30 protein-coding genes and 1 pseudogene are annotated in these 26,453 nt (G+C 61.3%); 12 read left to right on the top strand and 19 right to left on the bottom strand.

What is annotated here, in order from left to right:
* Nucleotides 1–33 precede the first annotated feature (33 nt).
* Nucleotides 34–612: a Fe-S biogenesis protein NfuA gene (gene nfuA, locus AB5Y48_RS16545; RefSeq protein ID WP_050668019.1), complete on the bottom strand. Its 579-nt coding sequence runs from the start codon at nt 610–612 to the stop codon at nt 34–36.
* An 84-nt stretch (nt 613–696) separates the two neighbouring features.
* Nucleotides 697–1,422 (bottom strand): ComF family protein, encoded by a 726-nt coding sequence (locus tag AB5Y48_RS16540; protein ID WP_050668020.1) that lies wholly within the window; start codon nt 1,420–1,422, stop codon nt 697–699.
* A 37-nt stretch (nt 1,423–1,459) separates the two neighbouring features.
* On the opposite strand from AB5Y48_RS16540, the gene bioH reads away from it, so the two are divergent.
* The 4 genes from bioH to AB5Y48_RS16520 all read left to right on the top strand — a co-directional run bounded on the left by bioH (nt 1,460) and on the right by AB5Y48_RS16520 (nt 3,653).
* The gene (gene bioH, locus AB5Y48_RS16535) at nt 1,460–2,224 is read left to right on the top strand and encodes a pimeloyl-ACP methyl ester esterase BioH (RefSeq protein WP_368165156.1); all 765 of its coding nucleotides are present in this window, start codon (nt 1,460–1,462) and stop codon (nt 2,222–2,224) included.
* A 73-nt stretch (nt 2,225–2,297) separates the two neighbouring features.
* Nucleotides 2,298–2,531, top strand: coding sequence for a flagellar biosynthesis protein FlgE (locus AB5Y48_RS16530; protein WP_050668022.1), 234 nt, complete (start codon nt 2,298–2,300; stop codon nt 2,529–2,531).
* A 1-nt stretch (nt 2,532) separates the two neighbouring features.
* Nucleotides 2,533–3,309: a putative metalloprotease CJM1_0395 family protein gene (locus AB5Y48_RS16525; RefSeq protein WP_050668023.1), complete on the top strand. Its 777-nt coding sequence runs from the start codon at nt 2,533–2,535 to the stop codon at nt 3,307–3,309.
* Nucleotides 3,310–3,374: 65 nt separating this feature from the next.
* On the top strand, nt 3,375–3,653 hold the full coding sequence (locus AB5Y48_RS16520; RefSeq protein WP_050668024.1) for a hypothetical protein: 279 nt from the start codon (nt 3,375–3,377) through the stop codon (nt 3,651–3,653).
* Nucleotides 3,654–4,352: 699 nt separating this feature from the next.
* Here the strand turns inward: AB5Y48_RS16520 and sgrR are convergent.
* Nucleotides 4,353–6,035, bottom strand: a complete 1,683-nt coding sequence (sgrR, locus tag AB5Y48_RS16515; RefSeq protein ID WP_368165154.1) for an HTH-type transcriptional regulator SgrR — start codon at nt 6,033–6,035, stop codon at nt 4,353–4,355.
* An 86-nt stretch (nt 6,036–6,121) separates the two neighbouring features.
* On the opposite strand from sgrR, the gene AB5Y48_RS16510 reads away from it, so the two are divergent.
* A complete protein-coding gene (locus tag AB5Y48_RS16510) occupies nt 6,122–6,280 on the top strand; it encodes a glucose uptake inhibitor SgrT (RefSeq protein ID WP_136614419.1) in 159 nt (52 codons plus the stop codon).
* A gap of 73 nt (nt 6,281–6,353) precedes the next feature.
* Nucleotides 6,354–7,622 carry an O-acetylhomoserine aminocarboxypropyltransferase/cysteine synthase family protein gene (locus AB5Y48_RS16505; protein WP_368165153.1) on the top strand — a complete coding sequence of 423 codons (1,269 nt, stop codon included), beginning with the start codon at nt 6,354–6,356 and terminating at the stop codon, nt 7,620–7,622.
* Between the two features lies 1 nt (nt 7,623).
* Here AB5Y48_RS16505 and AB5Y48_RS16500 read toward each other — a convergent pair whose 3' ends face one another.
* From AB5Y48_RS16500 to AB5Y48_RS16480, 5 genes are all read right to left on the bottom strand, one after another.
* The gene (locus AB5Y48_RS16500; protein WP_368165162.1) at nt 7,624–8,346 is read right to left on the bottom strand and encodes a substrate-binding periplasmic protein; all 723 of its coding nucleotides are present in this window, start codon (nt 8,344–8,346) and stop codon (nt 7,624–7,626) included.
* Nucleotides 8,347–8,411: 65 nt separating this feature from the next.
* Nucleotides 8,412–9,560 (bottom strand): iron-containing alcohol dehydrogenase, encoded by a 1,149-nt coding sequence (locus AB5Y48_RS16495; protein ID WP_050668028.1) that lies wholly within the window; start codon nt 9,558–9,560, stop codon nt 8,412–8,414.
* 75 nt (nt 9,561–9,635) lie between these two features.
* The gene (locus AB5Y48_RS16490; RefSeq protein ID WP_050668029.1) at nt 9,636–10,046 is read right to left on the bottom strand and encodes a hypothetical protein; all 411 of its coding nucleotides are present in this window, start codon (nt 10,044–10,046) and stop codon (nt 9,636–9,638) included.
* Between the two features lie 76 nt (nt 10,047–10,122).
* Nucleotides 10,123–10,368, bottom strand: a complete 246-nt coding sequence (locus AB5Y48_RS16485; RefSeq protein ID WP_050668030.1) for a DUF3624 family protein — start codon at nt 10,366–10,368, stop codon at nt 10,123–10,125.
* Nucleotides 10,365–10,835 (bottom strand): GNAT family N-acetyltransferase, encoded by a 471-nt coding sequence (locus AB5Y48_RS16480; RefSeq protein WP_050668031.1) that lies wholly within the window; start codon nt 10,833–10,835, stop codon nt 10,365–10,367. The genes AB5Y48_RS16485 and AB5Y48_RS16480 overlap by 4 nt, the downstream gene beginning before the upstream one ends.
* Nucleotides 10,836–10,958: 123 nt before the next feature.
* Between AB5Y48_RS16480 and AB5Y48_RS16475 the strand changes: the two genes are divergently transcribed.
* Nucleotides 10,959–11,450, top strand: a complete 492-nt coding sequence (locus AB5Y48_RS16475; RefSeq protein ID WP_050668032.1) for an MgtC/SapB family protein — start codon at nt 10,959–10,961, stop codon at nt 11,448–11,450.
* Between the two features lie 41 nt (nt 11,451–11,491).
* Here the strand turns inward: AB5Y48_RS16475 and hemN are convergent, their stop codons facing one another.
* The 11 genes and pseudogenes from hemN to AB5Y48_RS16420 form a co-directional block, all read right to left on the bottom strand.
* A complete protein-coding gene (hemN, locus tag AB5Y48_RS16470; protein WP_050668033.1) occupies nt 11,492–12,865 on the bottom strand; it encodes an oxygen-independent coproporphyrinogen III oxidase in 1,374 nt (457 codons plus the stop codon).
* Nucleotides 12,866–12,889: 24 nt separating this feature from the next.
* Nucleotides 12,890–13,330, bottom strand: coding sequence for a DUF2489 domain-containing protein (locus AB5Y48_RS16465; protein ID WP_197273689.1), 441 nt, complete (start codon nt 13,328–13,330; stop codon nt 12,890–12,892).
* 5 nt (nt 13,331–13,335) lie between these two features.
* Nucleotides 13,336–13,872, bottom strand: coding sequence for a Der GTPase-activating protein YihI (yihI, locus tag AB5Y48_RS16460; protein WP_060587796.1), 537 nt, complete (start codon nt 13,870–13,872; stop codon nt 13,336–13,338).
* 689 nt (nt 13,873–14,561) lie between these two features.
* Complete coding sequence (locus tag AB5Y48_RS16455; protein ID WP_050668036.1) at nt 14,562–14,855, bottom strand: DUF1488 domain-containing protein; 294 nt, start codon at nt 14,853–14,855, stop codon at nt 14,562–14,564.
* Nucleotides 14,856–14,865: 10 nt separating this feature from the next.
* A complete protein-coding gene (aroE, locus tag AB5Y48_RS16450) occupies nt 14,866–15,681 on the bottom strand; it encodes a shikimate dehydrogenase (RefSeq protein ID WP_368165149.1) in 816 nt (271 codons plus the stop codon).
* Between the two features lie 90 nt (nt 15,682–15,771).
* Entirely contained in the window at nt 15,772–16,674 is a 903-nt protein-coding gene (gene hemF / locus AB5Y48_RS16445; protein ID WP_368165147.1) for an oxygen-dependent coproporphyrinogen oxidase, read from the bottom strand.
* Between the two features lie 9 nt (nt 16,675–16,683).
* Nucleotides 16,684–17,241 carry a Sua5/YciO/YrdC/YwlC family protein gene (locus AB5Y48_RS16440; RefSeq protein ID WP_050668078.1) on the bottom strand — a complete coding sequence of 186 codons (558 nt, stop codon included), beginning with the start codon at nt 17,239–17,241 and terminating at the stop codon, nt 16,684–16,686.
* Between the two features lie 72 nt (nt 17,242–17,313).
* Nucleotides 17,314–17,871 carry a type I DNA topoisomerase gene (locus AB5Y48_RS16435; protein WP_060587804.1) on the bottom strand — a complete coding sequence of 186 codons (558 nt, stop codon included), beginning with the start codon at nt 17,869–17,871 and terminating at the stop codon, nt 17,314–17,316.
* Between the two features lie 59 nt (nt 17,872–17,930).
* Nucleotides 17,931–18,404, bottom strand: a complete 474-nt coding sequence (locus AB5Y48_RS16430; protein ID WP_050668040.1) for a DUF494 family protein — start codon at nt 18,402–18,404, stop codon at nt 17,931–17,933.
* Nucleotides 18,397–19,505 (bottom strand): annotated as a pseudogene (dprA, locus tag AB5Y48_RS16425) (DNA-processing protein DprA). The gene AB5Y48_RS16430 and the pseudogene dprA overlap by 8 nt, the downstream one beginning before the upstream one ends.
* Entirely contained in the window at nt 19,495–20,586 is a 1,092-nt protein-coding gene (locus tag AB5Y48_RS16420) for a LysM peptidoglycan-binding domain-containing protein (RefSeq protein WP_368165145.1), read from the bottom strand. Before AB5Y48_RS16420 ends, dprA begins: the two are co-directional and overlap by 11 nt.
* Before the next feature lie 108 nt (nt 20,587–20,694).
* On the opposite strand from AB5Y48_RS16420, the gene def reads away from it, so the two are divergent.
* The 5 genes from def (at nt 20,695) to AB5Y48_RS16395 (ending at nt 26,435) form a co-directional block, all read left to right on the top strand.
* Nucleotides 20,695–21,207 (top strand): peptide deformylase, encoded by a 513-nt coding sequence (def, locus tag AB5Y48_RS16415; protein ID WP_224160828.1) that lies wholly within the window; start codon nt 20,695–20,697, stop codon nt 21,205–21,207.
* Nucleotides 21,208–21,217: 10 nt separating this feature from the next.
* Nucleotides 21,218–22,162, top strand: coding sequence for a methionyl-tRNA formyltransferase (gene fmt, locus AB5Y48_RS16410; protein WP_224162800.1), 945 nt, complete (start codon nt 21,218–21,220; stop codon nt 22,160–22,162).
* A gap of 57 nt (nt 22,163–22,219) precedes the next feature.
* A complete protein-coding gene (gene rsmB, locus AB5Y48_RS16405; RefSeq protein ID WP_050668044.1) occupies nt 22,220–23,512 on the top strand; it encodes a 16S rRNA (cytosine(967)-C(5))-methyltransferase RsmB in 1,293 nt (430 codons plus the stop codon).
* A 7-nt stretch (nt 23,513–23,519) separates the two neighbouring features.
* A complete protein-coding gene (gene trkA, locus AB5Y48_RS16400) occupies nt 23,520–24,896 on the top strand; it encodes a Trk system potassium transporter TrkA (RefSeq protein WP_050668045.1) in 1,377 nt (458 codons plus the stop codon).
* A gap of 96 nt (nt 24,897–24,992) precedes the next feature.
* A complete protein-coding gene (locus AB5Y48_RS16395) occupies nt 24,993–26,435 on the top strand; it encodes a TrkH family potassium uptake protein (RefSeq protein WP_050668046.1) in 1,443 nt (480 codons plus the stop codon).
* Nucleotides 26,436–26,453 lie beyond the last annotated feature (18 nt).

Here is a 26,453-nt window from a genome sequence, read left to right as displayed (position 1 = left end):
GTTGGCGGGGCCTTCTCTATGGGGAGCCGGAGATCAATAGTAGGAGTGATCGCCACGCTGGTGCTCGGTGGCATCCTTGACGCCCTTGAGCTCGTTCGGGAACTTCTCCAGCAGTTGCTTCTCGATCCCCTCTTTGAGGGTGTAATCGACCATGGAGCAGCCGTTGCAACCACCGCCAAACTGCAGGATGGCGTAACCGTCTTCGGTCAGCTCGGTCAGGGTCACCTTACCGCCGTGACCGGCCAGCATGGGGTTCACCTCGGAGAGCAGCACGTATTCGATGCGCTCGATCAGGGGAGCGTCGTCACCCACCTTGCGCATCTTGGCGTTGGGTGCCTTGAGCGTCAGCTGGGAGCCCATCTGATCGGTGACGAAGTCGATGCTCGCCTCCTCCAGAAAGGGGGCACTCAGCGGGTCGATCAGGGTCTCGAAGCCGTCGAAGGGAAGGTGCTGATCATCCGGATCCACGGCATCGGGCGGGCAGTAAGAGACACCGCATTCGGCGTTGGGCGTACCGGGATTGACGACAAACACCCGGATGTTGGTGCCTTCCGGCTGTTTCTCCAGCAGCTTGCGAAAATGAGCCTGGGCGGCCTCGGAAATGGTGATCATCACTGTCCTCGTAAACCTGAGCAAATGGCTAGGGTATTGATGATACTCCTGTTGCCAGGCGATGGGTAGCACACCCGTCACGCTTCAGCCAAGATGCCGCAGGGTGCGACACAGGGCCCACACCTCCACCCGCTCCACCCCGCTTTCCCGCAACAGACGCGCCAACCGCCCCGCCGTCGCCCCTGTGGTTACCACATCGTCGATCAGCGCAACGTGACGATAGTGATGGCTCCCCACCCGAAAGGCATGGCGCAGATTGCGTCGCCGCGCCCCGGCACCGAGGCGACTCTGCTGAGGGGTTGCCCGCGCCCGTCTCAGCAAGCTCCTATCGAGTGGAATTCCGGTATGGCGGGCCACCTCACACGCCAGCAGCTCGGCCTGGTTAAACCCCCTGGTGATGCGCCGCCACCAGTGCAGCGGTACGGGTAGCAGCACCTCGGGCGGGTCGGTCAGATCCAGGTGATCGGCCAGCAGCCGTCCCAGTACATCGGCCAGCATCACCTGCCTGGCATACTTGAAGCGCGGAATTAACACAGGCCAGGGGGCCAGATAGTCACCGATCACCTGCAGCCGAGCCCAGGGAGGAGGCCGACGCTGACACCGGCCACACCACAACTGATCCGGGGGGAGAGTATCGGGCAAGGGGGCGGCGCAACCGTGGCAGCGTCTCATATCCTGGTGCAGGGCTCGCCGGCAGACATCGCAAAGCAGCGGGATCTCACTCGGCTGCAGACAGAGCAAGCAGTGACCACTCCAGTCGGCCCGACCACCCAGCAGCCCCCTTGCTTTCGTCACCCAGCCCTTTACCATGCCTGACCACCATGACAACAACAGGACCTGAGTGTAGATGAGCATCACGGTAGAGCTGACGGGGAAGGGGCCGGACCTGGTCCTGCTTCATGGTTGGGGCATGAATAGTGCGGTTTGGCATGGTGTTGCCCCCCTTCTGGCCAACCACTATCGATTGCATCTGGTCGATCTTCCCGGATTTGGCGCCTCTGCACTGCCCGATGGGGTCGACTATAGCCTCGAATGGCTGGCAGAGGAGGTGGTGAAGGTTCTGCCCGAGCGCACCATCTTGCTGGGCTGGTCGCTGGGCGGACTGGTGGCCAGTCAAATCGCCCTCACCCACCCGCAGCGGGTACAGCAGCTCATCACGGTCGCCAGCTCGCCCTGCTTCCTGGCCCGTGAAGGGTGGCCCGGCATAGCGCCCAAGGTGCTGGACGGTTTCCAACAGATGCTCAAGGGAGACTTTAACCAGACCATAGAGCGCTTCCTGGCCATTCAGGCCATGGGCAGCGAGCACGCCCGGGATGATATCCGCCAACTGCGCCGCTGGCTGGCCGAGCGGCCGGCCCCCTCCCCTGTGGCGCTGGCCGAGGGACTCCGTCTACTGGCCGAGGTCGATCTGCGCGCAGCCATGGACAACTGGCAGGGATCCTGGCTGCGTCTCTACGGCCGTCTCGACTCTTTGGTGCCCCGCGCGGTCGTGCCTCTGCTCGACGCCCGCTTCCCGCACAGCTCGAGCCTGGTCTTCGAAAAGGCCTCCCATGCGCCCTTTATCTCCCATCCGGAGGAGTTTTGTCGCCGGCTCGGCGCCATGATCGACTAAAAAAACGGCACATCACTTCAATTTCTTTCGCTACTGGTGAATAATTGAACTACCCGTTGTGTGAGGATGTGTGATGCGTATTGATTCAGCCATGACGAATGGCACGATCGGCTTTCAGCGGGCCGAAAAAACCGTGGCCGACGCCTCAGCCTCTCTCGCCAGCCTCAGCACCCCCTCGGGTGACAAGGTCAACGTTCCCGAAGAGTTGGTGAATCTCAAGGTGGGCGAGTTGCAGGCTGGCGCCAATGCCAGGGTCATCAAGAGTGCCAACGAGATGATGGGGACGCTGATCGACATTCGAGTATGACATGAACGTTAATGTCGGCCTCCCCAACTTCATTCCCAACCATCTGTACCCCCAGACGGAATCTGCACGCGCCGATAACCGCAAGGCCGACTATATCCCCCAGCCCAAAGCCTCCAGTTCCTATCCTGAGGGAGAGGAGATCGGGAGCCGTCAGCAGAGAGAAAACCCCAAGCCGGCCACCCAGAATCCTGAGAGCCAGGGACGTGAGGTTCGTGCCGGGTCTCAACCACAAGCCGGGCTTGAGCAGGTCGATCCCGACGGCCGCCAGGGTGGCCAACAGGGGCAGGGTCAACCGCAACGGGATCAATCCCGGCAGCAATTCACCCCCGAACAGCAAAGAGAGATAGAGCAGCTCAAGGATCGTGACCAGGAGGTGCATAACCACGAGCAGGCACACCAGCGACTCGGTGGCCAGTACGCGGGAGCCCCAAGCTATGAGTACACCACGGGACCGGATGCCCAGCGCTATGCACAGGGTGGTGAAGTCTCAATTGACACGACAGAGATTCCTCACGACCCCTCGGCCACCATCCGTAAGATGCAGGCCGTACAGGCCGCCGCGCTGGCCCCGACCGATCCTTCTGCACAGGATTATGCCGTTGCGCGCGCCGCCGCACGCAAGGAGATGAAGGCCAGCCAACAGCTCTACCAGCGCACCATCTCCGGACGAGGCGGTCCACTCGATAACATCATGACCCAACGCAATCGGGTTATCGCCCAGCACTACCAGAGTGCCGTCACTCCGCTGCACACTGGTGGTCTCAATCTCTCGGTCTGAACGGCAACCCCGTCTCTCCTGATCTATCTTTTGAGTTACTGATTGAACACAGAGCGAGAACCATTATGACCTTCGATGAAGTCACCCCTGAGCATTTCACCACCTTCTCACGCGTGCCCCCTCCTCACCTGCAGATGGAACAGCTGTTGATGCAACTGGGTGGAGGTGGAACCGAGGGGACTGCCTTCAAGAAGAAGGTACTGCTCGCCGCCGGCTGGAGTCACACGGGTGTTGTCTCGTTTGGCAAGTATCCCCAAGAAGCCTGTAATGCCTTCAATCGGTTACGCCTGGTGCTTGCCGAGACGGAGCAACCGGAAGAGATTCTGGAGAGGTTGAAAATATAGTTACAAATCAGATAATTAAGGTTATTTGATGATATTTTCATGGCTGGACGACACTTTTTTCTCGGTACAGTGGAACTTATTCTCAAACCCGCGGCCTAACCAGATAGTTGAGGAAGTGCTAGTAAGTCACCTTTTGATACAGCCCCGATGTCAATCGGGGCTTTTTTTATAGCCATGATAAATAAGGAAAATATTTTCAGTCACAGTTCCTGAAAGTAACTTACATAAATTACTTTCACTTTTTGTCCAGTTGCTGTACAGTTAGCGGCGTAGGGTACAGAGGTAAGATGTTCTATCTTTCAGACCTTTTATTTCACGTAATTGAATGTGGCTGAATAGCGGCCCCGCAGAGTCTCTGTGGGGCGTTTTTTTGCCCAAAAACTAGAGCAAATACTTTAAAAACTGGTTCGACCTGTTATACTTCTCCTGCTTCTTGAAGAACACCCATCGTCTCGTTCTCAAGATTTAGCTTCTTCCTATTTTTTACGCTGATTCTGGCGGCCGGAGCGCGATTCGCGGTTCCGGCCCTATTTTTATCGGGCTATCAACGTAATTTAATTACACGAATGTAATAAATCACAGATGAAACTGAAAGTCAGCGAACGTGGCGTGAAAACGTTATCTCAACGAAGACAATTAATTCTCTCTGATAAATAAGAATTTCACAGCAGGTTCATCTAAATAATCGACCAACTCACCCTATTCAGCCTGGGGTGCAATCCAGGCGTTTCGAAAGTCGAACCATCCTAGCGCCGTCATTCGAACCCCATTAACGCCACTGCGATTATCAAGCTCCAGCCAATGATGAAACAGGGGCATAAACAGTGCCCGGCGCTGTAACCGCGCCACCTCCTCCCGCACTCCCATCTCGTGCAGCCCATCGCGCCAGAGCGTCAATCCCTGCCAAAAGGAAGACTCGTCATGCCATACGGCTCGCAGCAGAGGCAACTCCTGTAACCAGGCATAGACGGCATAATCGCTCGCCTGTTCCAGGTTGACCGTCCCCAACCAGATATCGACGCCCTCCCAATCTCCCCGTGCCCAGGTATGGTAATCCACCTCTCTCACGACCAGTTCAATCCCCTCTTGCTCCAGCCGCGAACCCATGACGGCGGCCAGAGCCGCAAACTCCAGATGCTGACTGAAATAGGCCAATACCAGACGATGGGGGAGAGCGGCGTTCAATGGTGCTGACGAAAGCGGAACATCACGCCAGCGAGGCAGTAACCCCCGCGCAGGAGCCAACACCTCATGCAGCTCAGCGGGCAAGCCACCGAGCAAGCGAACCGGATTCAGGCAATGTGCCAACCAGCTTCTCAGGCCCTCATCGGCCATGCGCGGTGAGCGCTGATCTGCCAGCATGAAATAGCAACCCGCCTCCAGCGCAGAGGCCGCTCTGGCCTGACCAGAATCCCTATGCTCAACCGCCAGTTGCAACTGGCAGGTAAGGCGCTCTGCGAGAGGGGGTAGCATCCAGATATCGACCTCGTCGAGCAGGGCTCGCAATCCGAAGTAGTCATCGAATGCCGCCAGACGCAGGCGCTGGCTATCATTGGTCACCACCCGATAGGGACCGCTCCCCACCGGATAGAGGGCCATATCGGCCCTCTCTTGCCAGTCTCCTGGCAGGATCAAGGCGGCAGGTTCACACAGCAGATGGGGTAACCAGGGATCCGGCGTCGAGAGCACTATGTCCACGACCCTTGGGGAGACGGCCTCCACTCGTTCCATATGAGCAAACAGTGGACGGCTCTTCAGGCGTCCCAGAGAGAGGCAGACATCTTCCGCCTGCAAGAGCCCGCCATGATGGAAGCGGACCATGGGACGCAGATAGAAGCGCCAGTGTAACGGTGAGAGCATGACCCAATGGTGGGCGAGGTCAGACTCAATTTCCCCATTTTCCTCATTTCGTCTCAGCAGACCGTTAAAGATCTGCCGAACCAGGTGGATCTCGGACCGACGCAGAGGCAGATGCGGCAATAGATTGGGCAGTGGTCGGTAGTAAGGGACCCGCAGGATCTGCTGGCCTTCCGAGGTCAAGGTGCCCGAGCCACCGGCCAGATAGGGGAGCAGTCGCTCGACCTGTCCATCGACCAACTGCAGCGCCTGCTCCAGCCTCCCCTGCGTGACCAATGCCTCTAATCGCCGACTCTGAAGCATCACCGGAGAGTCCAGCAGCGTCAGCCTGGCCCGTCGACCACGACCGGCCGATGCCTGCCAGGACAGCCACCCCTGCTCCTGCATCCGTTGCAGCAGCAGGCGGGCATTACGTGAGGTGCAACAGAGCAACTCGGCCACCTCCCCCAGGGTCAATTCGCTATCGAGAGAGGAGAGTTGGCGCACCAGGCGTTCAAAGTGCTGATAGAGGCGTTCACTGGGCATAAATAAGGAAACCAATCTTTTACTATTTTCAGTTTTACCTTCCTCATTTTACGCCAATATTGGGCTCAACCAAGAGGAGACACCCCATGACACTGACCAATCCCCTGCCGTTCTGGCGCCGCTACTTCTCCCGCATCGTTCACCAGAGCCCGAGCTGGCGACAGGATCCGCTGTCAACCCTGACACAACTGATGCAGTGGGACCTCCCCTATGTGGAAGACCGGGAATATCGTCGCCGTCTTTAGGATCTGTGATTTACAGTGAACCGCCACAGGCATAAAGTGGACGTCTATCCGTCTAAAGAACAAGGAACGTACCATGCAAGACGCCACCCTGGCCCTTCATCACGGCTTCACCAGCGATCCCGCGACCAAGGCCGTCGCCGTCCCCATCTACCAGACTGTTGCGTACGAGTTTGACAGCGCCCAACACGGGGCCGATCTCTTCGATCTGGCAGTCCCCGGCAATATCTATACCCGCATCATGAACCCCACCAACGATGTGCTGGAGCAACGGATGGCGGCGTTGGAAGGTGGTGTGGCAGCACTGGCCGTATCGGCAGGATCGGCCGCCATCACCTACGCCATCCAGGCCCTGGCACGGGCGGGGGATAACATAGTCTCCACCCCCCAGCTCTACGGGGGCACCTACACCCTGTTTGCCCACATGCTGCCCAGCCAGGGAATAGAGGTTCGCTTCGCCCGGGACGACAGCCCCGAAGCCATCGCAGCCCTCATCGACGGACACACCAAGGCAGTCTACTGCGAGAGCATCGGCAATCCGGCAGGCAACATTGTCGACATTGGGGCCCTGGCCCGGGTCGCTCATGCCGCCGGGGTCCCCCTGATCGTGGATAACACTGTGGCCTCTCCCGTCCTGTGCAAACCCATCACCCACGGCGCCGACATAGTGGTTCACAGCCTGACCAAGTATGTGGGCGGGCATGGCAACTCGCTGGGAGGCATCATTGTGGACGGAGGCACCTTCCCTTGGCATCAACACGCCACCCGTTTTCCGCAGCTGACCCGGCCCGAGCCCTCCTATCACGGAGTGATCTACACCGAGGCCTTTGGCGCGGCAGCCTTTATCGGCCGGGTGCGCACCGTCCCCCTGCGCAATACGGGAGCGGCCCTCTCCCCCTTCAATGCCTTTTTGATCCTGCAGGGGCTAGAGACCCTGACCCTTCGCATGGATCGCCATGTGGAGAATGCCATGGCAGTTGCCCTCCATCTGCAGCAACACCCGGCGGTAGAGTGGGTCAGCTACGCCGGCCTGCCCGACCACCCGCACCACGGACTGGCCAGCCGCTACATGGGAGGACGCCCCTCGGCGCTGCTCTCCTTCGGGCTCAAGGGGGGGTATGAGGCGGGGGTGCGCTTCTATGATGCTCTGCGCATCTTCAAGCGCCTGGTCAACATAGGGGATGCCAAGTCACTGGCCTGCCATCCGGCCTCGACCACCCATCGCCAACTGAGCGAGGCGGAGCAGTCCAAGGCCGGGGTAAGGCCAGAGATGATCCGCCTCTCGGTAGGCATAGAAGATATCGGCGATCTGCTGGCCGACCTGGACCAGGCGCTGCAGGCCTGATCTACTTGAGCCACTGCTGACGCAGGCGCTCGAGCGAGCCATCGAGACGCATGGCATCGAGCGCCTGCTGCAGGGCCGCCACCTTGGCCGGATCCGTCCCCCGACTGACGGCAAAGTAGTAATCATACTGGGCATCCTGCACAAACAGTCGGGTCAACTCTGACAGGGAGCTGCCGAGCTGCCGCATGTGAAAGGCGGCGCCCAGCTCCAGCGCAGTCACCAGCTCGACCCGTCCCCGCCGCAGCATACGAAACTTGTCGGTCTCATCGCTTACATTGACCAGCGACACAAACCCATCCAGAGAGAGTTGCTGGGCAGAGGCTGAGTTACGCACTGCCGCAATCCGCCAGCGGGTCGCTTCTGCCAGATTCTGGGGGGCAACATCGCTGCGACTGGCAAGGCGCCAGAACCAGATGGCCCTGGGGCCGATGGGGCCAACCCATTGAAATAACTTGTCGCGCTCGGCGGTCCGTGCCGCGGTGAAGAGAACGATATCCGGCTGGTAGAGGGCCGTCTGATAGGCTCTTGCCCAAGGGAGTAACTGCACCCCCTTCTCATCGAGTTGCAGACCACTGCGCTCCAGCAGCGCATGCAGGAGCTGGACCGAGAAGCCGGTCATCTCTCCCTTGTCATCACGCCAGTTATAGGGGGGCATATCCTCGGTGACCGCCTGCATGGCCTGCGCCAGATGCCACCAGCTACAGAGCAGCAGAACAACCAGCATCCTTGCCATCACACACCTCCATACATCATCAGGGATGAGTGTGGTCGAAAAGCTGGCGCTTTGCCTCAGAGGGCCTGGGCCAAAATACGAGCGACCCGCTCCGGATCCAGATCCCCGTGCTCCCCCAGTCGAATGAGGCCAAAGCGCTTGAGATTGGAGCAGACGGCGGCGATAGCAGGCTCACCGAGACCATAATCCCCCAGCCTGGTAGCCACCCCCATCTGCCGGAAGAAACCTTCGATACGCAGTATGCTCTCCTCGATCTGCAGGGCCGTGTCCTCTCTGCTCGACTGCCATACCCGCCGTCCCAGCTGGATCAATTTGTCCTGCTTGCTCCGGGCCTGTGCTCGCAGCAGCGAGGGCAACACCACCGCCAGACTCTGGGCATGGTCCAGACCGTAGAGCGCCGTCAGCTGATGGCCGATGGCATGGGTAGACCAGTCATGGGGAACCCCCCGCCCAATCAGGCCATTGAGGGCGAGAGAGGCGGCCCACATGATGTTGGCACGAACCTCGTAATTGTCGGGTTCACTCAGGGCTCGAGGCCCATTCTCAAGCAGAGCCAGCAAGAGCCCCTCGGCCAAACGATCCTGTACGTCCGCCTGCACCGGATAGGTGAGATACTGCTCGAGCACATGAACAAACGCATCCACGACCCCGTTGCCCACCTGACGCGGTGGCAGGGTGAAGGTGACCGAGGGGTCGAGAATGGCGAAGCCTGGCTGCAGCAGGGGATGACGAAAGGAGAGCTTGGCGTCACCACGGCTGATCACCGCCACCGGATTGCTCTCCGAGCCGGTGGCCGGCAACGTCAGCACACACCCCAGCGGTAAGGCTGCCTCTACCCTGGCCCCCTCCAACAGCGCCCAGGGACTCTGCCCTTCAAAACAGGCAGCGGCCGCCACGAATTTGGCGCCATCGATCACGGACCCACCACCGACGGCCAACAGATAGTCGATGCGCTCCCGACGCACCAACTCGACAGCCTGCATCAGGACATCGAACTCGGGATTGGCCGTGATACCACCAAACTCATGCCATTGATGGTGGCTCAGAGCCTGCTCGAGTTGCTCGTAGACACCATTGGTCTTGATGCTGCCACCTCCGTAGAGCACCAGCAGGCGAGCCGAGGTGGGTACCAGACCGCCCAGCGCGGCTATCTCGCCACGGCCAAAACAGATCTGGGTCGGATTGATATAGTGGAAATTGTTCATGGGCTATCCCCGCTGTGAACTCGGGGGCATTGTGCGCCCGAGGGCAAGCCAGGTCAAAGCGCGATAAACCGGTGGTTAGGCCTGCTCAGGCTCTCGGCCAATCAGACGCTCCAGGGCCCCCTTGAGCAACTCGTCGCGCTTCTCTTGCAGAGGCTTGAGCTGCGCAGCCCGCTCCTCGTCACTCATCCCGCTCTGTTTTTGCAGCGCCTGGATCTGCGTCTCCAGCTCATTAAACTGTTTGCGATCGAACCCCAGGGCGTGATCCACCAGTCGCTGTACGGGGTCCCCTCCCTGGGCGCCACCCGTCGGACGGCTCTTGCCCAGATGCTCATAGGTCAACACGCTCTGGGCCCGACCGGTAAGCACCTGGCTCGAGAGGCTGATCTGCTCCTCCCACCCTCCCTGACCCCGATCGGCCAGGGTTGCGGCGGCTCGCCCATGGCTGGCCGCTTGGGCCAATTGCCGGTTATACGCCTTGATCTCCATCCGACACTCCGTCATCAAATCGACACGAGTCCATCCAGAGCAAGGTTCGAGCCAATCATCCCGGAAACGATGGACCTCAATCCTGCCCCAACTCGCGACCGGTGAGGCGGCGCCAGAGAAAGACCAGCAGGTGCAGCAGCAACAAGCCCCATCCCGCCACACCGAAGAGGGCACCGGTCAGCGCGTTGACCGAGGTGTCGGCACCCAGCCAGTACCAGGCAAGAGCCCCGGCACATCCAACCAGTGCACACTGGATGGCACAGGCCCGGCAGCGGCCCAACTTCGCCTTGATGGCATCGCTCAGGCAGGCATCACAGCTCATAGGACAAGCACCCTTCTCTGTCCGTGATGGCGCGGCCCATAGTAATCCCGCAGCAGAGCGACCTGGTGAAAATCCAGGCTAGCGTAGAGACCCAGTCCCTCTTCGTTACGTTCACTCACTTCGAGGCGAATGCTGCGCCACCCCTGCTCACGGGCCCACTCGATGAGCCGCATCATCAACCATCGCCCCCACCCCTTCCGGCTCAGGCGCCAGTGCACCGCCAGGGTCTGCACCACCAACCGCTGCCAGCCCCTGTGCTCGAGCACGCAGAGATAGGCCATCAGCTCTCCCCGGGCATCGTGCAGCAGCCACACCTTCCCCCTGGCTCGCTCCAGCAGATAGCGCCAACGATCGCGCCCGAAGGCGATCTCGGGCGGGAACAGGTAGCGCTCGAGGCGAACGATGGCCGCCAGATCGCCGCCCTTCGCCTCACGCAGGCAGAGGCAGCCTGCCTCTTTCTCTCTCATCCTGACTCCTCCCCATCTTCGGGTGTCACTCTACCCCGATTCCCCCGACCTGTCCCATCGACAAACAGGGGCAGAACAGAGATAGTGAAGACTGGCTCATCACTACAATCCGGGAGAGCCCCCATGCCCGAACTACTCAATATCGCCCCCTTCTCCTGGCTTCATATTCTCGCCTGTCTGGCCTGTGGCACCCTGGTCGGGTTGGAGCGGCAACTGCGCGGCAAGCCGGTCGGTATCCGCACCTCTTCTCTCATCATACTCGGCAGCTACTGCTTTCTGGCGCTGGCCACTCACCTCAGCCCCCAACCAGCCGATCAGGCGCGCGTCCTCGGCCAACTGGTCACAGGGATCGGCTTCCTCGGTGCCGGTGTCATGATGACCCAGAATGGTCAGGTACTCGGCGTCACCTCGGCCGCGACGGTCTGGATGCTGGCAGCACTGGGGGCCATGATAGGCCTCGACATGCTGACCCAATCCATCGCCCTCACTCTGGTCACTCTATCCATTCTGGTGGGGGTCGACTGGATGGAGAGCAGTTTCAAGCAGTTACAACGGGGGGTACACCGCCGACTCGAGAGCTGGCGGCACAACGACAATCACCCCATGGAGAAGTGACCCAATAAAAAGGAGCCCGTTTGGGCTCCGCGATAAGGGGATCAGATCACCCTGGAGAATTGCTGCTGGCGGGCTCGGCTGCGCAGATAAACGTCGAAGCACATGCAGATGTTGCGGATCAGCAGATGACCGGTCGGGGCAACCCGAATGCCTTGCTCATCGATGAAGACCAGGCCATCGTCGACGAAGGTCTGGAGCAACTTGAGGTCTTCGGCAAAATAGTCGGCAAAGACCAGATCGTGCGCCTGCTCTATCTCGGAAAAATCGAGACGGAAGTTGCAGATCAATCCCTTGATCACGCCACGCCGGATCAGGTCATCCCGATTCAGGGCGCACCCCTTCCACTGGGCGTGGCCGAGGGCCTCCACCTGGGCGTAGTACTCCTTGAGCTCCTTCTGATTCTGGGAGTAGGCATCCCCCAGCATGCTGATGGAGGAGACACCAAGCCCCAGCAGATCACACTCCCCCTGAGTGGTATAACCCTGGAAGTTGCGATGCAGCTTGCCCTCACGCTGGGCTACCGCCAGCTCGTCGTCCGGTTTGGCGAAGTGATCCATGCCGATAAACTGGTAACCCTGACCGGTCAGAAACTCGATGGTCTCCTGCAGCATGGCCAGCTTCTCCCGCGGCGCCGGCATCTCCTCCTCTTTCAGCTTGCGCTGGGCGGCGAAACGGCTCGGCAGATGAGCATAGTTGAAGATGGAGAGACGGGCGGGATCGGTCTTGAGCACCTCCTCCAAGGTATGGCGGAAGCTCTCCCGGGTCTGCAGTGGCAGACCATAGATGAGATCCAGATTGGTAGAGCGGAACCCCAGCTCACGGGCACGCTCGAGCATGGCCCGGATAAAGTCGTTGTCCTGCTCCCGATTGACCGCGACCTGGACCGCCTTGTTGAAGTCCTGCACCCCCAGGCTGATACGGTTGAAGCCCACCTCACGCAGCACATCAAGCATGGAGAGCTCAATCTCGCGCGGGTCGACCTCGATACTGATCTCGGCCTGTTCGGCAAAAGAGAAGTGCTCCCGCAGCATGGCCATCAGGCGACGGGTCTGGGCCTCGGTCAGGTAGGTGGGTGTACCGCCACCCCAGTGCAATTGGGTTACACTGCGCCCCCCGAAGCGTGGCGCCAGGAAGCGGATTTCCCGCTCCAGATAGTCGAGATACTGATCGGCCTTGTGCTGATGGCGGGTGATCACCTTGTTGCAGCCGCAGTAATAGCAGAGCTTGTGGCAGAAGGGGATGTGCACGTAGAGGGAGAGAGGGCGCTGCGGATAGGCCACGGCGGCGACCGCAAACTGATCGAATCCGAAAGCCTCGTCAAACTCCAGGGCCGTCGGATAAGAGGTATAACGGGGGCCACTGTAGTTGTACTTCTCGATCAGGGCCTGGTCCCAGACTATCTTCTCTGCTTGCACATCACGCTCCTCATTGGGCGGCCATCACTCCGGCAGGGTGAATATGGCCAGTCTTGCCACATCCTCTTGGATCTGGTCGTTATAGTCGGCCTCATGCTTGACCCGTTCAAGGTCCTGACGCATCCGCTCACGCTTCTCGAGGGCACTGCGCGCCTCATGAGTGGCGAGATGGCGGATCTTTTCATACAGGCCGTAGAGGCCCGGGTACTGCTCGGGCAGCGGTTGGCTATGCACCATCTGCAGGGCATCGAGCAGGTTGGTGAGGCGAATCGCCCCCTCTGAGGGGTCACACTGCCCTTCTTGTACCGCCTTGGCAATGACCTGAACGCTCTCCAGAATACGCAGGTTACGCGCCCGGATCGCCTGCTGGCGTGTAAGCTGCTGAGCCCTCAACCTGAGCAGGAGGCTGGCGGCATAAGCCGCCACCCCGGCCAGGATGATGGCCCCGGCCACAGCCAGCCAAATCAGACTCACGGCTTGGACTCAGGCTTGAAATCGGCGTCGAGGAAGCGATCCCACAGCTCGTCATCAGTGGCGGGCTCTTCGGCTTCGTCCTCTTCATCCTCTTCGACCAGTCCCAGCTCTTCCATCAGTTGCTGGTGACGAGCCACCATCTGCTCGACCCAGGCCTGATCGGCCGGGCTCAACGCCTCACCCTCGTCGAGGCGATCGAGCAGCTCGTTGAGGCGATCGTCATTCTCGATAGCGGCCAGCTCCTGCTCGGGAGCCAACATCAGCGGCTTCTCTTCCTTCACCGGAGCGGCCTTGGGAGCCTGAGGCTTGGCCGCCTCGACCACCAACGCCACCGGCTTGCGGGAGCCGATACGCGGATCTTTCTGATCCTTCTTGCCAGACTTGCCGCCGCTCTGGGTACCCGAGTGACGGGAGCCTGCCTTCAGCCCCTTGCGCTTGGCTGCGCGCTTGCGCTCACGCCCGGCCAGGGCGCTCTCCTGAGACTCTTTCTTACCGCCACTCTTGGGCTTGCGAACAGGTTTGTTGGCCGACATTGATCTACTCCGGAATACAGTGGTGGAACCCGCCTTAAGATGTCCCGGCAGGGCATCTTAAAGGGACGTGGAGAGGGGGTACAGGAGAGGAGCGCGGGAATGGGATCCGGCACCGATTCTGTCTCGCTTTTCACGACAGGGCGCAGCTGAGGCGCCTCTCGGGCATATTGCCGCTATTTTGACACAAAACCCGCTGGCGGGTTAATCACGACAAAAGAAAAAAGGCAGCCTATGGCTGCCTTTCGATGTTCTGATGCCCGATGCACCATGTCCGTGCCTCAACAAACTGCGTGAGGTCTGTGGTCATCCTGACCTTATCGTCTCGTCATCCTGGATTTATTGTTGCGTGTGCTTGCTTTCTTTTAGACTCCTGCCGATTCGCCTCCTGCGAACGACACGAGAGATGGCCTCCTGCACACCCCCTCATCCTGAGGGTCACCACTCCCTGGTACTTCATTCCCTTGCTACGCTTCGGCACGCCGAAAGCGCTTCCATGAAGCGTAATTTAACTCAGTAAATCCCGGGCTCAACAGATAATTTGTCTTATTTAACAACTTAAAAACCACGAACATTGTTTAACTGAATGAAAAAAAAGAGATTATTTAAAAATTAAATGCAAAATTTCAGCCGTTGGCCGCCCCGTCTGTAGGCGATCTCTTACAAAAAGACGGAGCAATTCCCCCCGCGGCTCACAAGTCTCCATGGTGACCGTGGGCCCATTGACCAATGGTGATCGAGCCATCGGGCGCAAAGGCCTGCTCCTCAATCGCCTGGGTCGCCAGCTCTTCGATATCGAATCTCAACGACGAGAAGGCACGCAGGGCATCGTCTTCCGAACGCAAGACCAGCCCGGCCATTCGCTCCAACTGTCCCTTGCTGATGTAGCACTGGATCAGTGCCCCCATCATCTGGGCCGGGAAACAGATCCGTTGCTGTGCAGCCTGCCACTCCTGCAGGTCGGGAAACAAAATATCCTGGTTCATGGCTCTCTCCTTATCCCAACTGACGACGCAACTCGCGCAGCACCTGACGGGAACCGGGGCGAATGCCGCGCCAAAGGCTGAAGGCTTCGGCAGCCTGCTCCACCAACATGCCCAGACCATCGATGACCCGCACGGCACCCAATGCCCGTGCCCAGGCGTTGAAGGGGGTATCACCGGCCCCGTACATCATATCGTAGACCGTCAACTGCCCATGGATGAGGCCGGCAGCCAGCGGGGGTACCTCGCCGGCCAAACTGGCCGAGGTGGAGTTGATGATGAGATCGAACGGTCCCTCCAGCGCCTCGAAGGAGGCCGCCGAGACATTGCCCAGCTCACCAAACTCGGTGGCCAGCTGTTCGGCCTTGGCCTGGGTTCGATTGGCGATCACCAGGCTCTGCGGCTGCTCCGCCAACAGAGGAGCCAGAGCCCCCCGGGCCGCCCCTCCTGCCCCCAATAACAGGATGCGGGCACCGTTAAGCTCGACCTGCTGCTGCTTGAGGTCGGCCACCAGACCGGCGCCATCCGTGTTATCACCGAGCAACACCCCCTGCCCGGTCATCAGCAGAGTGTTGACTGCACCGGCGCGGCGAGCCCGCTCGGTCAGTTCGGACGCGATGGCGAAGGCCTGCTCCTTGAAGGGAACGGTCACGTTACACCCCTTGCCGCCGCGGGCAAAGAAGAGGTGCAAGGCATCGGCAAACCCATCGAGAGGAGGCTCACAGAGACCATACTCCATCGCCTGCTCGGTCTGCCGGGCAAAGAGGGTGTGAATGAAGGGTGACTTGCTGTGGCGAACCGGGTTGCCAACCACGAGATAGCGATCCATCGGAGAGCTCCTGTTACGGCGAATCATCCGATTTAACGGTTTTTTCCATCCGGCCACAAGCAGCAAGGCCCCATCATGGGGCCCTGCATGTCACCACTCACGCGGCGCCAGATACGCCTGCAGGCGCGCCTCGGCAGTGCCAGGCTCCGGGTGCCAGTCATACTCCCAGCGCGCCAGAGGTGGCATCGACATGAGGATCGACTCGGTACGCCCACCGGTTTGCAGCCCAAACAGGGTGCCGCGATCATAGACCAGGTTGAACTCCACGTAGCGACCACGACGGTAGAGCTGGAACTGCCGCTCCGACTCCCCATAGGGGTGCTCCCTGCGCCGTTCGACGATAGGCAGATAGGCCTGGAGATAGCCATCCCCCACGGCCCGCATAAAGGCGAAACACTGCTCGAACGGCCAGCGATTGAGGTCATCGAAGAAGAGCCCCCCGACACCTCGCGTCTCCCCCCTGTGCTTGAGGAAGAAATAGCGATCGCACCATGCCTTGTACTCGGAATAGACCTCATCTCCAAACGGGGCACAGAGCTCCCTGGCCACGCGGTGCCAATGGTGGCAATCCTCCTCCACCGGATAGAAGGGCGTCAGATCGAAGCCACCCCCGAACCACCAGATAGGGGCCTCCCCCTCCTTCTCGGCGATGAAGAAACGCACGTTGGCGTGACTGGTCGGCACGTGAGGATTGTGCGGATGGATCACCAAAGAGACGCCCATCGCCTCGAAGCGGCGTCCCGCCAGTTCGGGCCTGTGGGCGGTCGCAGAAGCCGGCATGGCATCGCCGTAGACATGGGAAAAGTTCACCCCCCCCTGCTCGATGACACTCCCGCCACGCAGCACCCGGGTGCGACCACCGCCCCCCCCTTCACGCTGCCAGGCGTCCTCGATAAAACGTCCGCTCCCATCGGCCTGCTCCAGGGCGGCGCAGATACGATCCTGCAGCTCGAGCAGGAAGTGCTTCACCGCGGCGACATCGGGTCTGTTCATCATGCTCTCCTAGGCAGGGCGCAGCAGGGCGCCGGTTCGGGCATCACGGATTTGAGAGGGGTTGCTGCGTCCCCCCACCTCACCGGGCAGCACATAGTCGAGCCTGTCTCCCAGGGCAGTGATCACCTCGTCCGTGGTGCGTCCCGGGGCCTCACCGGTCAGATTGGCGCTGGTCGAAACCAGTGGTTTTCCGAAGGCACGGCACAGGGCCTTGACCTGGGGGTGGTCTGTGACCCGCACAGCCAAGGTATCGAACCGGCCGGTCAGCCAGTCTGGCGTGGTCGCACGGGCCGGCATCACCCAAGTGAAAGGGCCGGGCCAGCTGGCAGTCACGGCATCCCGCTGCGCCTGGGTCAGGGCATCCATATCGATATAGGGAAGCAACTGCTCCAGGCTGTCGGCGATCAGGATCAAACCCTTCTCGACCGGACGCTGCTTGATGCCAAGCAGCTTGTTAACCGCCACCTTGGAGTCTGGGTCGCAACCGACCCCGAACACCGCCTCGGTGGCATAGGCGATCACCCCGTCACGCTCGAGGGCGGCGACCGCACATTCCAGTTCGTTCATGTTCACTTTGCTATCCGTTGTGGGCCGGCGCTTCACCGCCGTTTGTTGGAATGCTTCTGTCGCGCGGAGCCGTCACTCCCGCTCGACCTGCTTGCCACACTCCTTGCGCGGACAGACCCAGCGCAGGGAGCCACGCACCCGCTTCTCGACCAGGATTCCCCAACCACATTCGGGGCAGGGCATGGGCACCGGCTTGTCGTTCACCACGTACTTGCACTCGGGGTAGCGGCTGCAGGAGTAGAACTGCTTGCCATAGCGGGAGGTACGGCTGATCAGATGCCCCTCTCCACAAGCGGGGCAAGGGATCTGGGTCTCATCCCGTTCCTGCAGAGAGGTCATATGATGGCAGAGAGGAAACTGGGTGCAGCCGACGAAGAGGCCATAACGCCCCTTCTTGATGGCGAGAGGATGGCCGCAATCGGGACAGGCCGACCCCTCGAGCACCTTCTCGATATCACGTCCACTGGGGGTCAAAGAGCGGATATAGTCGCAGCCGGGGTAGGCGCTGCAGCCGAGGAAGGGGCCATGCTTGCCCTGGCGGATCACCAGTTCGGCACCGCACAGGGGACACGGCTCGCGCTCGAGCGCATGCTCGTGTGCCGAGAAGAGGTTAGGATCGATCTTGGACATGAGTCACCGCGCAGCCAGAGTCCGGATGGGCCGGATTCTAGCAGCGCGGTCAGCTTCTGTCAGTGGAGGACGCCGTCCGACTCGTCGAATACCAGCTCTTCCATCTGCTGGTAGGCATTTTCGCTGCCGGGCACGTTGAACAGCACCATCATCACCACCCATTTCAGGTCGTCGAGCTCGATCTCCGGAGTATCCAGCTCGAGCAGGCGCTCGATGACGATCTCCCGGGTCTCGGCGTTGAGCACCTTGGCCTGCTCGAGGAAGAGCAGGAAGCCACGGCACTCGGCACTCAGACGATCCAGCTCCTGAGGGGCATAGATACGCATCGAGCTGGGCGCACTGCAGGTGACATAAGTCTCCCGCTCGCTGTCATGCAGATTGGCCAGCCGCTCCAGCCAGCCCAGGGCCTTGTAGATTTCGTCCTGATGAAAACCGGCACGGCTCAGCTCGTCGGTGAGCTCGTCCTGGTCGATCATGACCTCTGCATCGCTGTGGATGTAGGTCTCGAAAAGGTACATCAATACGTCAAACATGATTCACCCTCCTCTTCTGACATATCCACCTGCCACCGCCAGCACCTTGCCTTCCAACTCCAGCTCGATCAGCTGTCCCAGGACGTCTTCGACCGGAAGACGGGACCTGGCGGCAACGACATCCACACTGGTGACCTCGTAATCTACGTTATCCAACAAGCCGGCCTCTGGCAATCGACTCTTTTCGCAATGGCTGACCATACGGTCAGCTGAGGGGCGAGGAGGCGGCCAGAGCAGCTCTTCCACTATATCGGCCGCATCCATCACAAGTTTTGCCCCTTGTTGTATGAGGCGGTTGCTACCGGTCGCTTGCAGATTCAAAGGAGTTCCAGGCACCGCAAACACCTCCCTTCCCTGCTCCAGGGCATAGCGTGCCGTGATGAGTGACCCGCTCTGCTCGGTCGCCTCCACCACCAGCGTCCCCAGGGAGAGACCGCTGATGATGCGATTACGACGGGGAAAGTGTTCGGCCAGCGGCCCCTGGCCAGGTTCAAACTCCGAGACCAGCACCCCACCTTGTTCCAGAATGCGCTCCGACAGCGCACCGTGCCGCCGGGGATAGATGCGATCAAGGCCTGAGCCCAGCACGCCTATGGTGATGCCCCCCGCCTCGAGCGCAGCCTGATGACAGGCCCCATCGATGCCCAGTGCCAGACCTGAGGTAATGGTCAGACCCGCGGCGACCAGGTCGCAGGCCAGATCACGGGCACAGGCAAGGCCGGCATGGGTGGGATGACGGCTGCCGACCATGGCCAGCTGGGGCTGCGCCAGCCGCTCAGGCTCCCCCTTGCACCAGAGCAGTAGCGGGGCAGCAGGAATCTCTTTGAGACGAGGGGGATAACAGGGGTGATCGGGGGTCAACAGGTGGTGATGAGGCGCCTCACACCAGGAAAGAAGCGCAGAGAGGGCGGGAGAAGGGCGATGAAGCGCATCAATCTGACTGCGGGTGAGGCCCCACTCGCTCAACTGCTGTGTCGGGGCAGATAACAGCGCCGAGATCTCACCGCCGACCTGTTCCAACAGCCGCCATGCGGTCACAGGGCCAACCCCGGGCACCGCCCACAGGGTCAACCACCGGAGCACGCCGTCATCAGGGGGCATCGACCGAATAACCTACCCGAACCATGTCCCGACTCTGCAGGATCAGTCCGTAGCTCATGCGGTCATAGACCCGAAACAACATGACGCGCGCCACCGACTCGGGAGGCAATTGCAGGGTCGGATCAGAGCGGAAGGCGCGATCGAAATCACTCGCCGTGTCCCGATAAACCGGTTGTTCGCCGCGCGTCTGCACCAGAGCCATGCCGGGACGCTTCACATCCAGCACGCTACCGGGGGCCATGTGGTCCAGCGCCCCCTTGTTGATCAGCACCACATCCAGCTTGCCCGCGACACTCATCCGATTGGGCATGTCGACGATGACCCCGTTGAGGATCGGTGCCGCCCCCTTGGGGGCGAAGAGCGCCTGCCGCTCCTCAGGCCCCGGCAAGGGCATCAGCCTGTCGCCCTGACGCACCTCTTGGCTGTTGGCGATCAGGGTGGCCTGGGTCTGACCGTTAGACCACTGCATATCGGCACGCACTATGCCGGTCAGGGTGGCCTCCTGGCCGAGCCAGTCACCACTCTTGGGATCCCGATACTCGCGACCGGGGCGATAGACACCGTACTCCCTGCCGGGTTCCAGTCTTCCCTGCACGAAGAGGGGGTGGTGATCGAGGATGGCCTGCTGCCCTTCGTTGTTGCCCAGCACATAGGGGAGACCCTCACCCTGTTTCGGGCCGGAGAAGAGGAGATCCTGATTCAGGAAGGGGGAGATGGCGGAGAGAGGCAGGGCCGGCACGGGATTGAGTTTGTTGTCACTGCGCACCCGGGGGGAGAGGGTGATCACCCGCTTTGTCCCCCCGCCATCCCGAACCAGTTGCGGCTGACCATCGACCCAGGTCAGATGAAGGATATCCCCCGGGTAGATCCAGTGGGGATCGGCTATCTGGGGATTTCCCTTCCACAGGGTTGGCCATTGCCAGGGTTTCTGTAGATAATGTCCGGCTATATCCCACAGGGTGTCCCCACGCTGGACCGTATAGGTCTCTGGATACCCTTTGCGCAGGGCAAGCGACTCTGCTGCAACCCCGAGCGTGGAACCAAACAACAGGAAAATCAGGGCAGTTCGCGTCAGATTCATAACACTCCTTGTGTCCTCTGCGGGGGCCTGTGACTGTTTTTTGCCGGCGTAAATGACTAGAATTACGCCAGCATCAATCTTTTTTATATAAGGCTCAAGAACTCATTTATGGCCATTCTAGATGTACTGCGCTTCCCCGATGAGCGTCTGCGCACCGTCGCTGCACCCGTCGAGGCTTTCACTCCGGAACTGCAAGTAATTGTAGATGATATGTTTGAGACCATGTATGCCGAAGAGGGCATAGGTCTGGCCGCGACTCAGGTCGATGTCCATCAGCGCATCATCGTCATCGATGTCTCCGAAGAGCGTGACGAGCGCCTGGTGCTGATCAATCCGGTCGTGCTGGAACAATCGGGCAGCACCGGCATCGAGGAGGGGTGCCTCTCCGTGCCCGGTAGCCGGGCACTGGTACCGCGCGCCGAACAGATCAAGATCCGCGCCCAAAATGCCAAGGGTGAATTCTTCGAACTGGAGGCCGACGATCTGCTCGCCATCTGCATCCAGCACGAGATGGATCACCTGATCGGCAAGCTGTTTGTCGACTACCTCTCTCCCCTGAAGCGCCAGCGCATTCGTCAGAAGCTGGAGAAACAGGCACGCGAGGAGCGCAAGAGCGCCTGAGGATGACCGTTTGAGCAAGCTGAAACTGATTTTTGCCGGTACTCCCGACTTCGCCGCCCGTCATCTGGCGGCGTTGTTGTCTTCCGAGCATGAGGTGGTGGCCGTCTACACCCAACCGGACAAGCCGGCCGGGCGCGGCCAGAAGCTGACCGCCAGCCCGGTCAAGGCGCTGGCCCTGGCCCACGACTTGCCGGTCTACCAGCCCGCCACCCTGCGCAATGAATCCGCCCAGGCCGAGTTGGCCGCTCTGGGGGCCGATCTCATGGTGGTGGTGGCCTATGGCCTGATCCTTCCCAAGGTGATCCTCGACACTCCGCGTCTGGGCTGCATCAACGTCCACGGCTCCCTGCTGCCGCGCTGGCGCGGCGCCGCCCCTATCCAGCGCTCCATCTGGGCCGGCGATGCCGAGACCGGCGTGACCATCATGCAGATGGACGTGGGACTCGACACCGGGGCCATGATCCGCAAGGTCACCTGCCCCATCGCCGCCGACGAGACCTCGGCCACTCTCTATGACAAGCTGGCCGAGTTGGGTCCGCAGGCCCTGGTCGACACCGTCGATGCCATGGCCACTGGCGATACCCATGCAGAACCTCAGGATGACGCCCAGGCCAACTACGCCGAGAAGCTCTCCAAGGAAGAGGCGCGCATCGACTGGCGCCTGGAGGCCGTCGCCATCGAGCGCTGCATCCGGGCCTTCAATCCCTGGCCCATCAGCTGGTGCGAGGTGGCAGAGCACACCGTCAAGGTGTGGTCCGCCGAGGTCGTGGAGCGCGACCACGGCCAGGCGCCTGGCACCCTGCTCAAGGCCGACCGGGAGGGGATCGACGTCGCCACCGGACGGGGCGTACTGCGTCTGCTGACCCTGCAACCGCCGGGCAAGAAACCGATGGCGGTACAGGATCTGCTCAACTCCCGTCGTGACTGGTTCACCGTCGGAACCACGCTAGCTTGACGGGGCGGGGTCCGGCCCCGCCCTCTTCGTTTCCGAGCGCTCAATCAAGGTAACCCGATGAAAACACGTGCTCAGGCCGCTCTGGTCATGCAACAGGTGCTGGACCACGGCAACTCCCTCTCCGCCGTGCTGCCGGCCGCCCAGGAGCAGGTCGCCCCGCGCGATCGCGCCCTGCTGCAGGAGCTCTGCTACGGCACCCTGCGCTGGCTGCCCCGTCTCGACGCCGCCGTCGGCGAGATGATGGACAAGCCCCTCAAGAACAAGAGCCGCATCTTCCATTATCTGCTGCTGGTGGGCCTCTATCAGCTCATCTACACCCGTATCCCGCCCCACGCCGCCGTGGCCGAGACGGTCAATGCCACCAAGCTGCTCAAGGGCCAGGCCCTGCGCGGCCTGATCAACGGCGTACTGCGCAACTTCCAGCGCAGTGCCGAGGTGATCCTGATGCGGGTCGACCGCATTCCAAGCGTGCGGCTGGGCCATCCCGAGTGGTTGGTCAAGCGGTTGCGCCACGCCTATCCCGACAACTGGGAGGCGATCCTCGAGGCCAATAACCAGCGCCCGCCCATGTGGATCCGCAACAACTCCCGCCGTCAGAGCCGTGACCAGATGCTGGTGCGCCTCGCCGAGGCCGGCATCGAAGCCAGCGCCGGCGCCGAGGGGAGTGACACCATACTGCTCGAGCGCCCCTGCGATGTGACCAAACTGCCCGGCTTCGAGGTCGGTGACTGCTCGGTACAGGATGGCGCCGCCCAACAGGCGGCTGCCCTGCTCGATCCCCAGCCGGGCGAGTGGGTGCTCGATGCCTGTGCCGCACCGGGCGGCAAGACCGCTCACCTGCTGGAGCGCCAACCGGCCCTAGCGGGCGTGGTGGCGGTCGACGCCGACGCCGACCGCCTCAAGCGGGTGCAGCAGAACCTGGATCGCATCGGTCTGCAGGCCCGCCTTATTCACGGGGACGCCAGCGCACCGGATCAGTGGTGGGAAGGCCCCCAATTCGACCGTATCCTGCTTGATGCCCCCTGCTCCGCCACCGGTGTCATCCGCCGCCATCCGGACATCAAGTGGCTGCGCCGGGATCAGGACATTCGCGACCTCTCCCAGCTACAGCGACAGATACTGGATGCCCTCTGGTCGAAACTCAAAAGCGGCGGTACCCTGCTCTATGCGACCTGTTCGGTGCTGCCGGAAGAGAATCGGGATCAGATCCGCGCCTTCCTCGCCACCACACCGGACGCCGAGCTGATCCCCCTGACTCCGGACGATGGCCCGGAGCAGCCGGGACGCCAGTTCCTTCCCGGCGAGCTGGGGATGGACGGCTTCTACTACGCCAAGCTGATGAAGCGGTGAGCAGACCATGAAGATCATCATACTGGGAGCCGGCCAGGTGGGCGGCACCCTGGCCGAGAACCTGGCCGGGGAGAATAACGACATCACCCTGGTGGATACCGATGTCGACCGCCTGCGCGAACTGCAGGACAAGTTCGATCTGCGGGTGGTCAACGGCCATGGTGCCCACCCCAGGGTACTGCGCGAGGCGGGCGCCCAGGATGCGGACATGCTGGTCGCGGTCACCAACAGTGACGAGACCAACATGATCGCCTGTCAGGTGGCCTACTCCCTCTTCAACACCCCCAACAAGGTGGCGCGGATCCGCTCACCGGCCTACCTGGCCGAGCGGGATCGCCTGTTCCTGCCCGAGTCGGTGCCGGTCGATCATCTGATCGCGCCGGAACAGCTGGTCACCGACTACATTCGCCGCCTCATCGAGTACCCGGGCGCCCTGCAAGTAGTGGACTTCGCCGGAGGCCGGGTCGGCCTGGTGGCGGTCAAGGCCTACTATGGGGGCCCTCTGGTGGGCAACGCCCTCTCCACCCTGCGCGAGCACATGCCCAATATCGAGACCCGGGTGGCGGCCATCTTTCGCCAGGGGCGGCCCATCCGTCCCCAGGGCACCACCATCATAGAAGCCGATGACGAGGTCTTCTTCGTGGCGGCCGCGGGTCACATCCGGGCCGTGATGTCCGAGCTGCAACGCCTCGAGAGCCCCTACCGCCGCATCATGATCGTCGGCGGGGGCAACATAGGCGCCGGCCTCGCCCGCCAGCTGGAGAAGCGCTACAGCGTCAAACTGATCGAACGCAGTCAGAAGCGGGCCGAGCAGCTCTCGGAGCAGCTCGAGAACACCATCGTCTTCTGCGGTGATGCGGCGGATCAGGAGCTGCTGGCCGAGGAGCATATTGACCAGATCGACGTCTTCATCGCGGTGACCAACGAAGACGAGGCCAACATCATGTCGGCCCTGCTCGCCAAGAAGATGGGGGCCAAGAAGACGCTGGTGCTGATCCAGCGCGGCGCCTACGTGGATCTGGTGCAGGGCGGGCCCATCGATATCGCCATCTCTCCCCAGCAGGCCACCATCTCGGCCCTGCTGACCCACGTACGCCGGGCCGACATTGCCAACGTCTACAGCCTGCGCCGGGGGGCCGCCGAGGCGATCGAAGCGATCGCCCACGGGGATGAGCAGACCTCCAAGGTGGTGGGGCGCACGGTCGGCGAGCTCAAGCTGCCGCCGGGCACCACCATAGGGGCCATAGTCCGTGGAGAAGAGGTACTGATCGCCCACGATCGCACCAAGATCCAGCAAGATGACCATGTGGTGATGTTCCTGGTGGACAAGAAATACATCCCGGAAGTGGAGCGGATGTTCCAACCCAGCCCCTTCTTCCTCTAGGGCTCCCATGGCGCGCCTCTGCATCCATCCGGCCCGGCCACGTCCCTCCACGGGACGAGCCGGGCCCTTTGTTAATCAACGACCAGACTCTCATCCATGATCAAGCTGCGTCCCATCCTCTTCACCCTGGGCCTGGTGCTCTCCAAGCTGGCACTCTTCATGTGGCTGCCCACCCTGCTGGCGCTGGTGACCGGCACGGAAGGGTTTGTCGAGTTTCTCAAATCGGTGTTGATCACCCATGGTGCCGCCTTCCTCTGCCTGCACTACGGGCGCAAGGCGGAGTTTCGCCTGGGGGTGCGCGAGATGTTCCTGCTCACTACCTCGGTGTGGGCCGTGGTCTGTATCTTCGGCGCCCTCCCCTTCGTCTTTATCAACCACATCGCCTTCACCGACGCCTACTTCGAGACCATGTCAGGGGTGACCACCACCGGCTCGACCGTGCTATCGGGCCTCGACAACATGGCCCACAGCATCCTGCTGTGGCGCTCCATCCTGCAGTGGCTGGGCGGGGTAGGCTTTATCGTGATGGCGGTGGCGGTGCTGCCCTACCTCAACGTGGGGGGCATGAAGCTGTTCCAGACCGAGAGTTCGGATTGGTCTGACAAGAGCGCCCCACGCGCCAAGACGGTGGCCAACAACATAGTGCTGGTCTATCTGGTGCTCTCCATGCTCTGCTTCCTCGCCTACTGGGCGAGCGGCATGACCACCTTCGAGGCGGTCAACCATGCCATGACGACGCTCAGCACCGGGGGCTACTCCACCTCGGATCAGTCCATGTCCCACTTCTCCAACGCTGCCCACTGGATCGGCACCGTCTTCATGTTTCTGGGGGGACTCCCCTTCCTGCTCTACGTGCAGAGCCTCACCCGCCGCGACACCAGCCTGCTGCGCGACGCCCAGGTACGCGGCTTCTTCTGGCTGGTGGTCTGGATCACCCTGGTGATGACCCTCTATCTCTGGCAGCGGGGCACCTTCGAATTCTGGGATGCCCTGCGCATCAGCAGCTTCAACATCGTCTCTGTGCTCACCACCACCGGCTATGGCCTCGGCGACTTTGGCACCTGGGGACCACTCACCAGCATCCTCTTCATCTTCCTGCTGATGCTGGGCGCCTGCTCCGGCTCCACCGCCGGCGGCCTCAAGATCTTCCGGGTACAGCTCTCCTTCGCCCTGTTTCGCAAGCAGATGCTGCAACTGATGCACCCCTCCGGGGTCTTCCCCCAGAAGTACAATGGCCGTCCGGTGAGCGAGAGCATAGTGCGCTCCATGATCGCCTTCGTGCTGGCCTACTTCGCCGTGATCCTGGTGATCGCCGCCCTGCTCGGCGCCATCGGCCTGGATCCCCTCACCGCCATCTCCGGCTCCATCACGGCGGTGGCCAACGTGGGTCCGGGCATGGGGCCGGTAATCGGTCCGAGTGGTAACTTCGCCGGCCTGCCCGACTCGGCCAAGTGGATCCTCTCGTTTGGCATGATGCTGGGGCGCCTCGAGATCCTGACGGTGGCGGTACTCTTCTTCCCCGCCTTCTGGCGCCAGTAATGCAAAGAGGCAGCCTCC

The organism is Aeromonas sp. R6-2 (assembly GCF_040908155.1).
In the GTDB taxonomy this organism is placed as follows: domain Bacteria; phylum Pseudomonadota; class Gammaproteobacteria; order Enterobacterales; family Aeromonadaceae; genus Aeromonas; species Aeromonas schubertii.
This window is presented reverse-complemented; position numbering and strand designations above follow the sequence as displayed.

Bases quoted from the DNA above. Each gene is read 5' to 3' on its own strand.
- nfuA (WP_050668019.1), bottom strand. From the start codon at position 612: ATGATCACCATTTCCGAGGCCGCCCAGGCTCATTTTCGCAAGCTGCTG.
- AB5Y48_RS16540 (WP_050668020.1), bottom strand. From the start codon at position 1,422: ATGGTAAAGGGCTGGGTGACGAAAGCAAGGGGGCTGCTGGGTGGTCGG.
- bioH (WP_368165156.1), top strand. From the start codon at position 1,460: ATGAGCATCACGGTAGAGCTGACGGGGAAGGGGCCGGACCTGGTCCTG.
- AB5Y48_RS16530 (WP_050668022.1), top strand. From the start codon at position 2,298: ATGCGTATTGATTCAGCCATGACGAATGGCACGATCGGCTTTCAGCGG.
- AB5Y48_RS16525 (WP_050668023.1), top strand. From the start codon at position 2,533: ATGAACGTTAATGTCGGCCTCCCCAACTTCATTCCCAACCATCTGTAC.
- AB5Y48_RS16520 (WP_050668024.1), top strand. From the start codon at position 3,375: ATGACCTTCGATGAAGTCACCCCTGAGCATTTCACCACCTTCTCACGC.
- sgrR (WP_368165154.1), bottom strand. From the start codon at position 6,035: ATGCCCAGTGAACGCCTCTATCAGCACTTTGAACGCCTGGTGCGCCAA.
- AB5Y48_RS16510 (WP_136614419.1), top strand. From the start codon at position 6,122: ATGACACTGACCAATCCCCTGCCGTTCTGGCGCCGCTACTTCTCCCGC.
- AB5Y48_RS16505 (WP_368165153.1), top strand. From the start codon at position 6,354: ATGCAAGACGCCACCCTGGCCCTTCATCACGGCTTCACCAGCGATCCC.
- AB5Y48_RS16500 (WP_368165162.1), bottom strand. From the start codon at position 8,346: ATGCTGGTTGTTCTGCTGCTCTGTAGCTGGTGGCATCTGGCGCAGGCC.
- AB5Y48_RS16495 (WP_050668028.1), bottom strand. From the start codon at position 9,560: ATGAACAATTTCCACTATATCAATCCGACCCAGATCTGTTTTGGCCGT.
- AB5Y48_RS16490 (WP_050668029.1), bottom strand. From the start codon at position 10,046: ATGGAGATCAAGGCGTATAACCGGCAATTGGCCCAAGCGGCCAGCCAT.
- AB5Y48_RS16485 (WP_050668030.1), bottom strand. From the start codon at position 10,368: ATGAGCTGTGATGCCTGCCTGAGCGATGCCATCAAGGCGAAGTTGGGC.
- AB5Y48_RS16480 (WP_050668031.1), bottom strand. From the start codon at position 10,835: ATGAGAGAGAAAGAGGCAGGCTGCCTCTGCCTGCGTGAGGCGAAGGGC.
- AB5Y48_RS16475 (WP_050668032.1), top strand. From the start codon at position 10,959: ATGCCCGAACTACTCAATATCGCCCCCTTCTCCTGGCTTCATATTCTC.
- yihI (WP_060587796.1), bottom strand. From the start codon at position 13,872: ATGTCGGCCAACAAACCTGTTCGCAAGCCCAAGAGTGGCGGTAAGAAA.
- AB5Y48_RS16455 (WP_050668036.1), bottom strand. From the start codon at position 14,855: ATGAACCAGGATATTTTGTTTCCCGACCTGCAGGAGTGGCAGGCTGCA.
- aroE (WP_368165149.1), bottom strand. From the start codon at position 15,681: ATGGATCGCTATCTCGTGGTTGGCAACCCGGTTCGCCACAGCAAGTCA.
- hemF (WP_368165147.1), bottom strand. From the start codon at position 16,674: ATGAACAGACCCGATGTCGCCGCGGTGAAGCACTTCCTGCTCGAGCTG.
- AB5Y48_RS16440 (WP_050668078.1), bottom strand. From the start codon at position 17,241: ATGAACGAACTGGAATGTGCGGTCGCCGCCCTCGAGCGTGACGGGGTG.
- AB5Y48_RS16435 (WP_060587804.1), bottom strand. From the start codon at position 17,871: ATGTCCAAGATCGATCCTAACCTCTTCTCGGCACACGAGCATGCGCTC.
- AB5Y48_RS16430 (WP_050668040.1), bottom strand. From the start codon at position 18,404: ATGTTTGACGTATTGATGTACCTTTTCGAGACCTACATCCACAGCGAT.
- AB5Y48_RS16420 (WP_368165145.1), bottom strand. From the start codon at position 20,586: ATGAATCTGACGCGAACTGCCCTGATTTTCCTGTTGTTTGGTTCCACG.
- def (WP_224160828.1), top strand. From the start codon at position 20,695: ATGGCCATTCTAGATGTACTGCGCTTCCCCGATGAGCGTCTGCGCACC.
- rsmB (WP_050668044.1), top strand. From the start codon at position 22,220: ATGAAAACACGTGCTCAGGCCGCTCTGGTCATGCAACAGGTGCTGGAC.
- trkA (WP_050668045.1), top strand. From the start codon at position 23,520: ATGAAGATCATCATACTGGGAGCCGGCCAGGTGGGCGGCACCCTGGCC.
- AB5Y48_RS16395 (WP_050668046.1), top strand. From the start codon at position 24,993: ATGATCAAGCTGCGTCCCATCCTCTTCACCCTGGGCCTGGTGCTCTCC.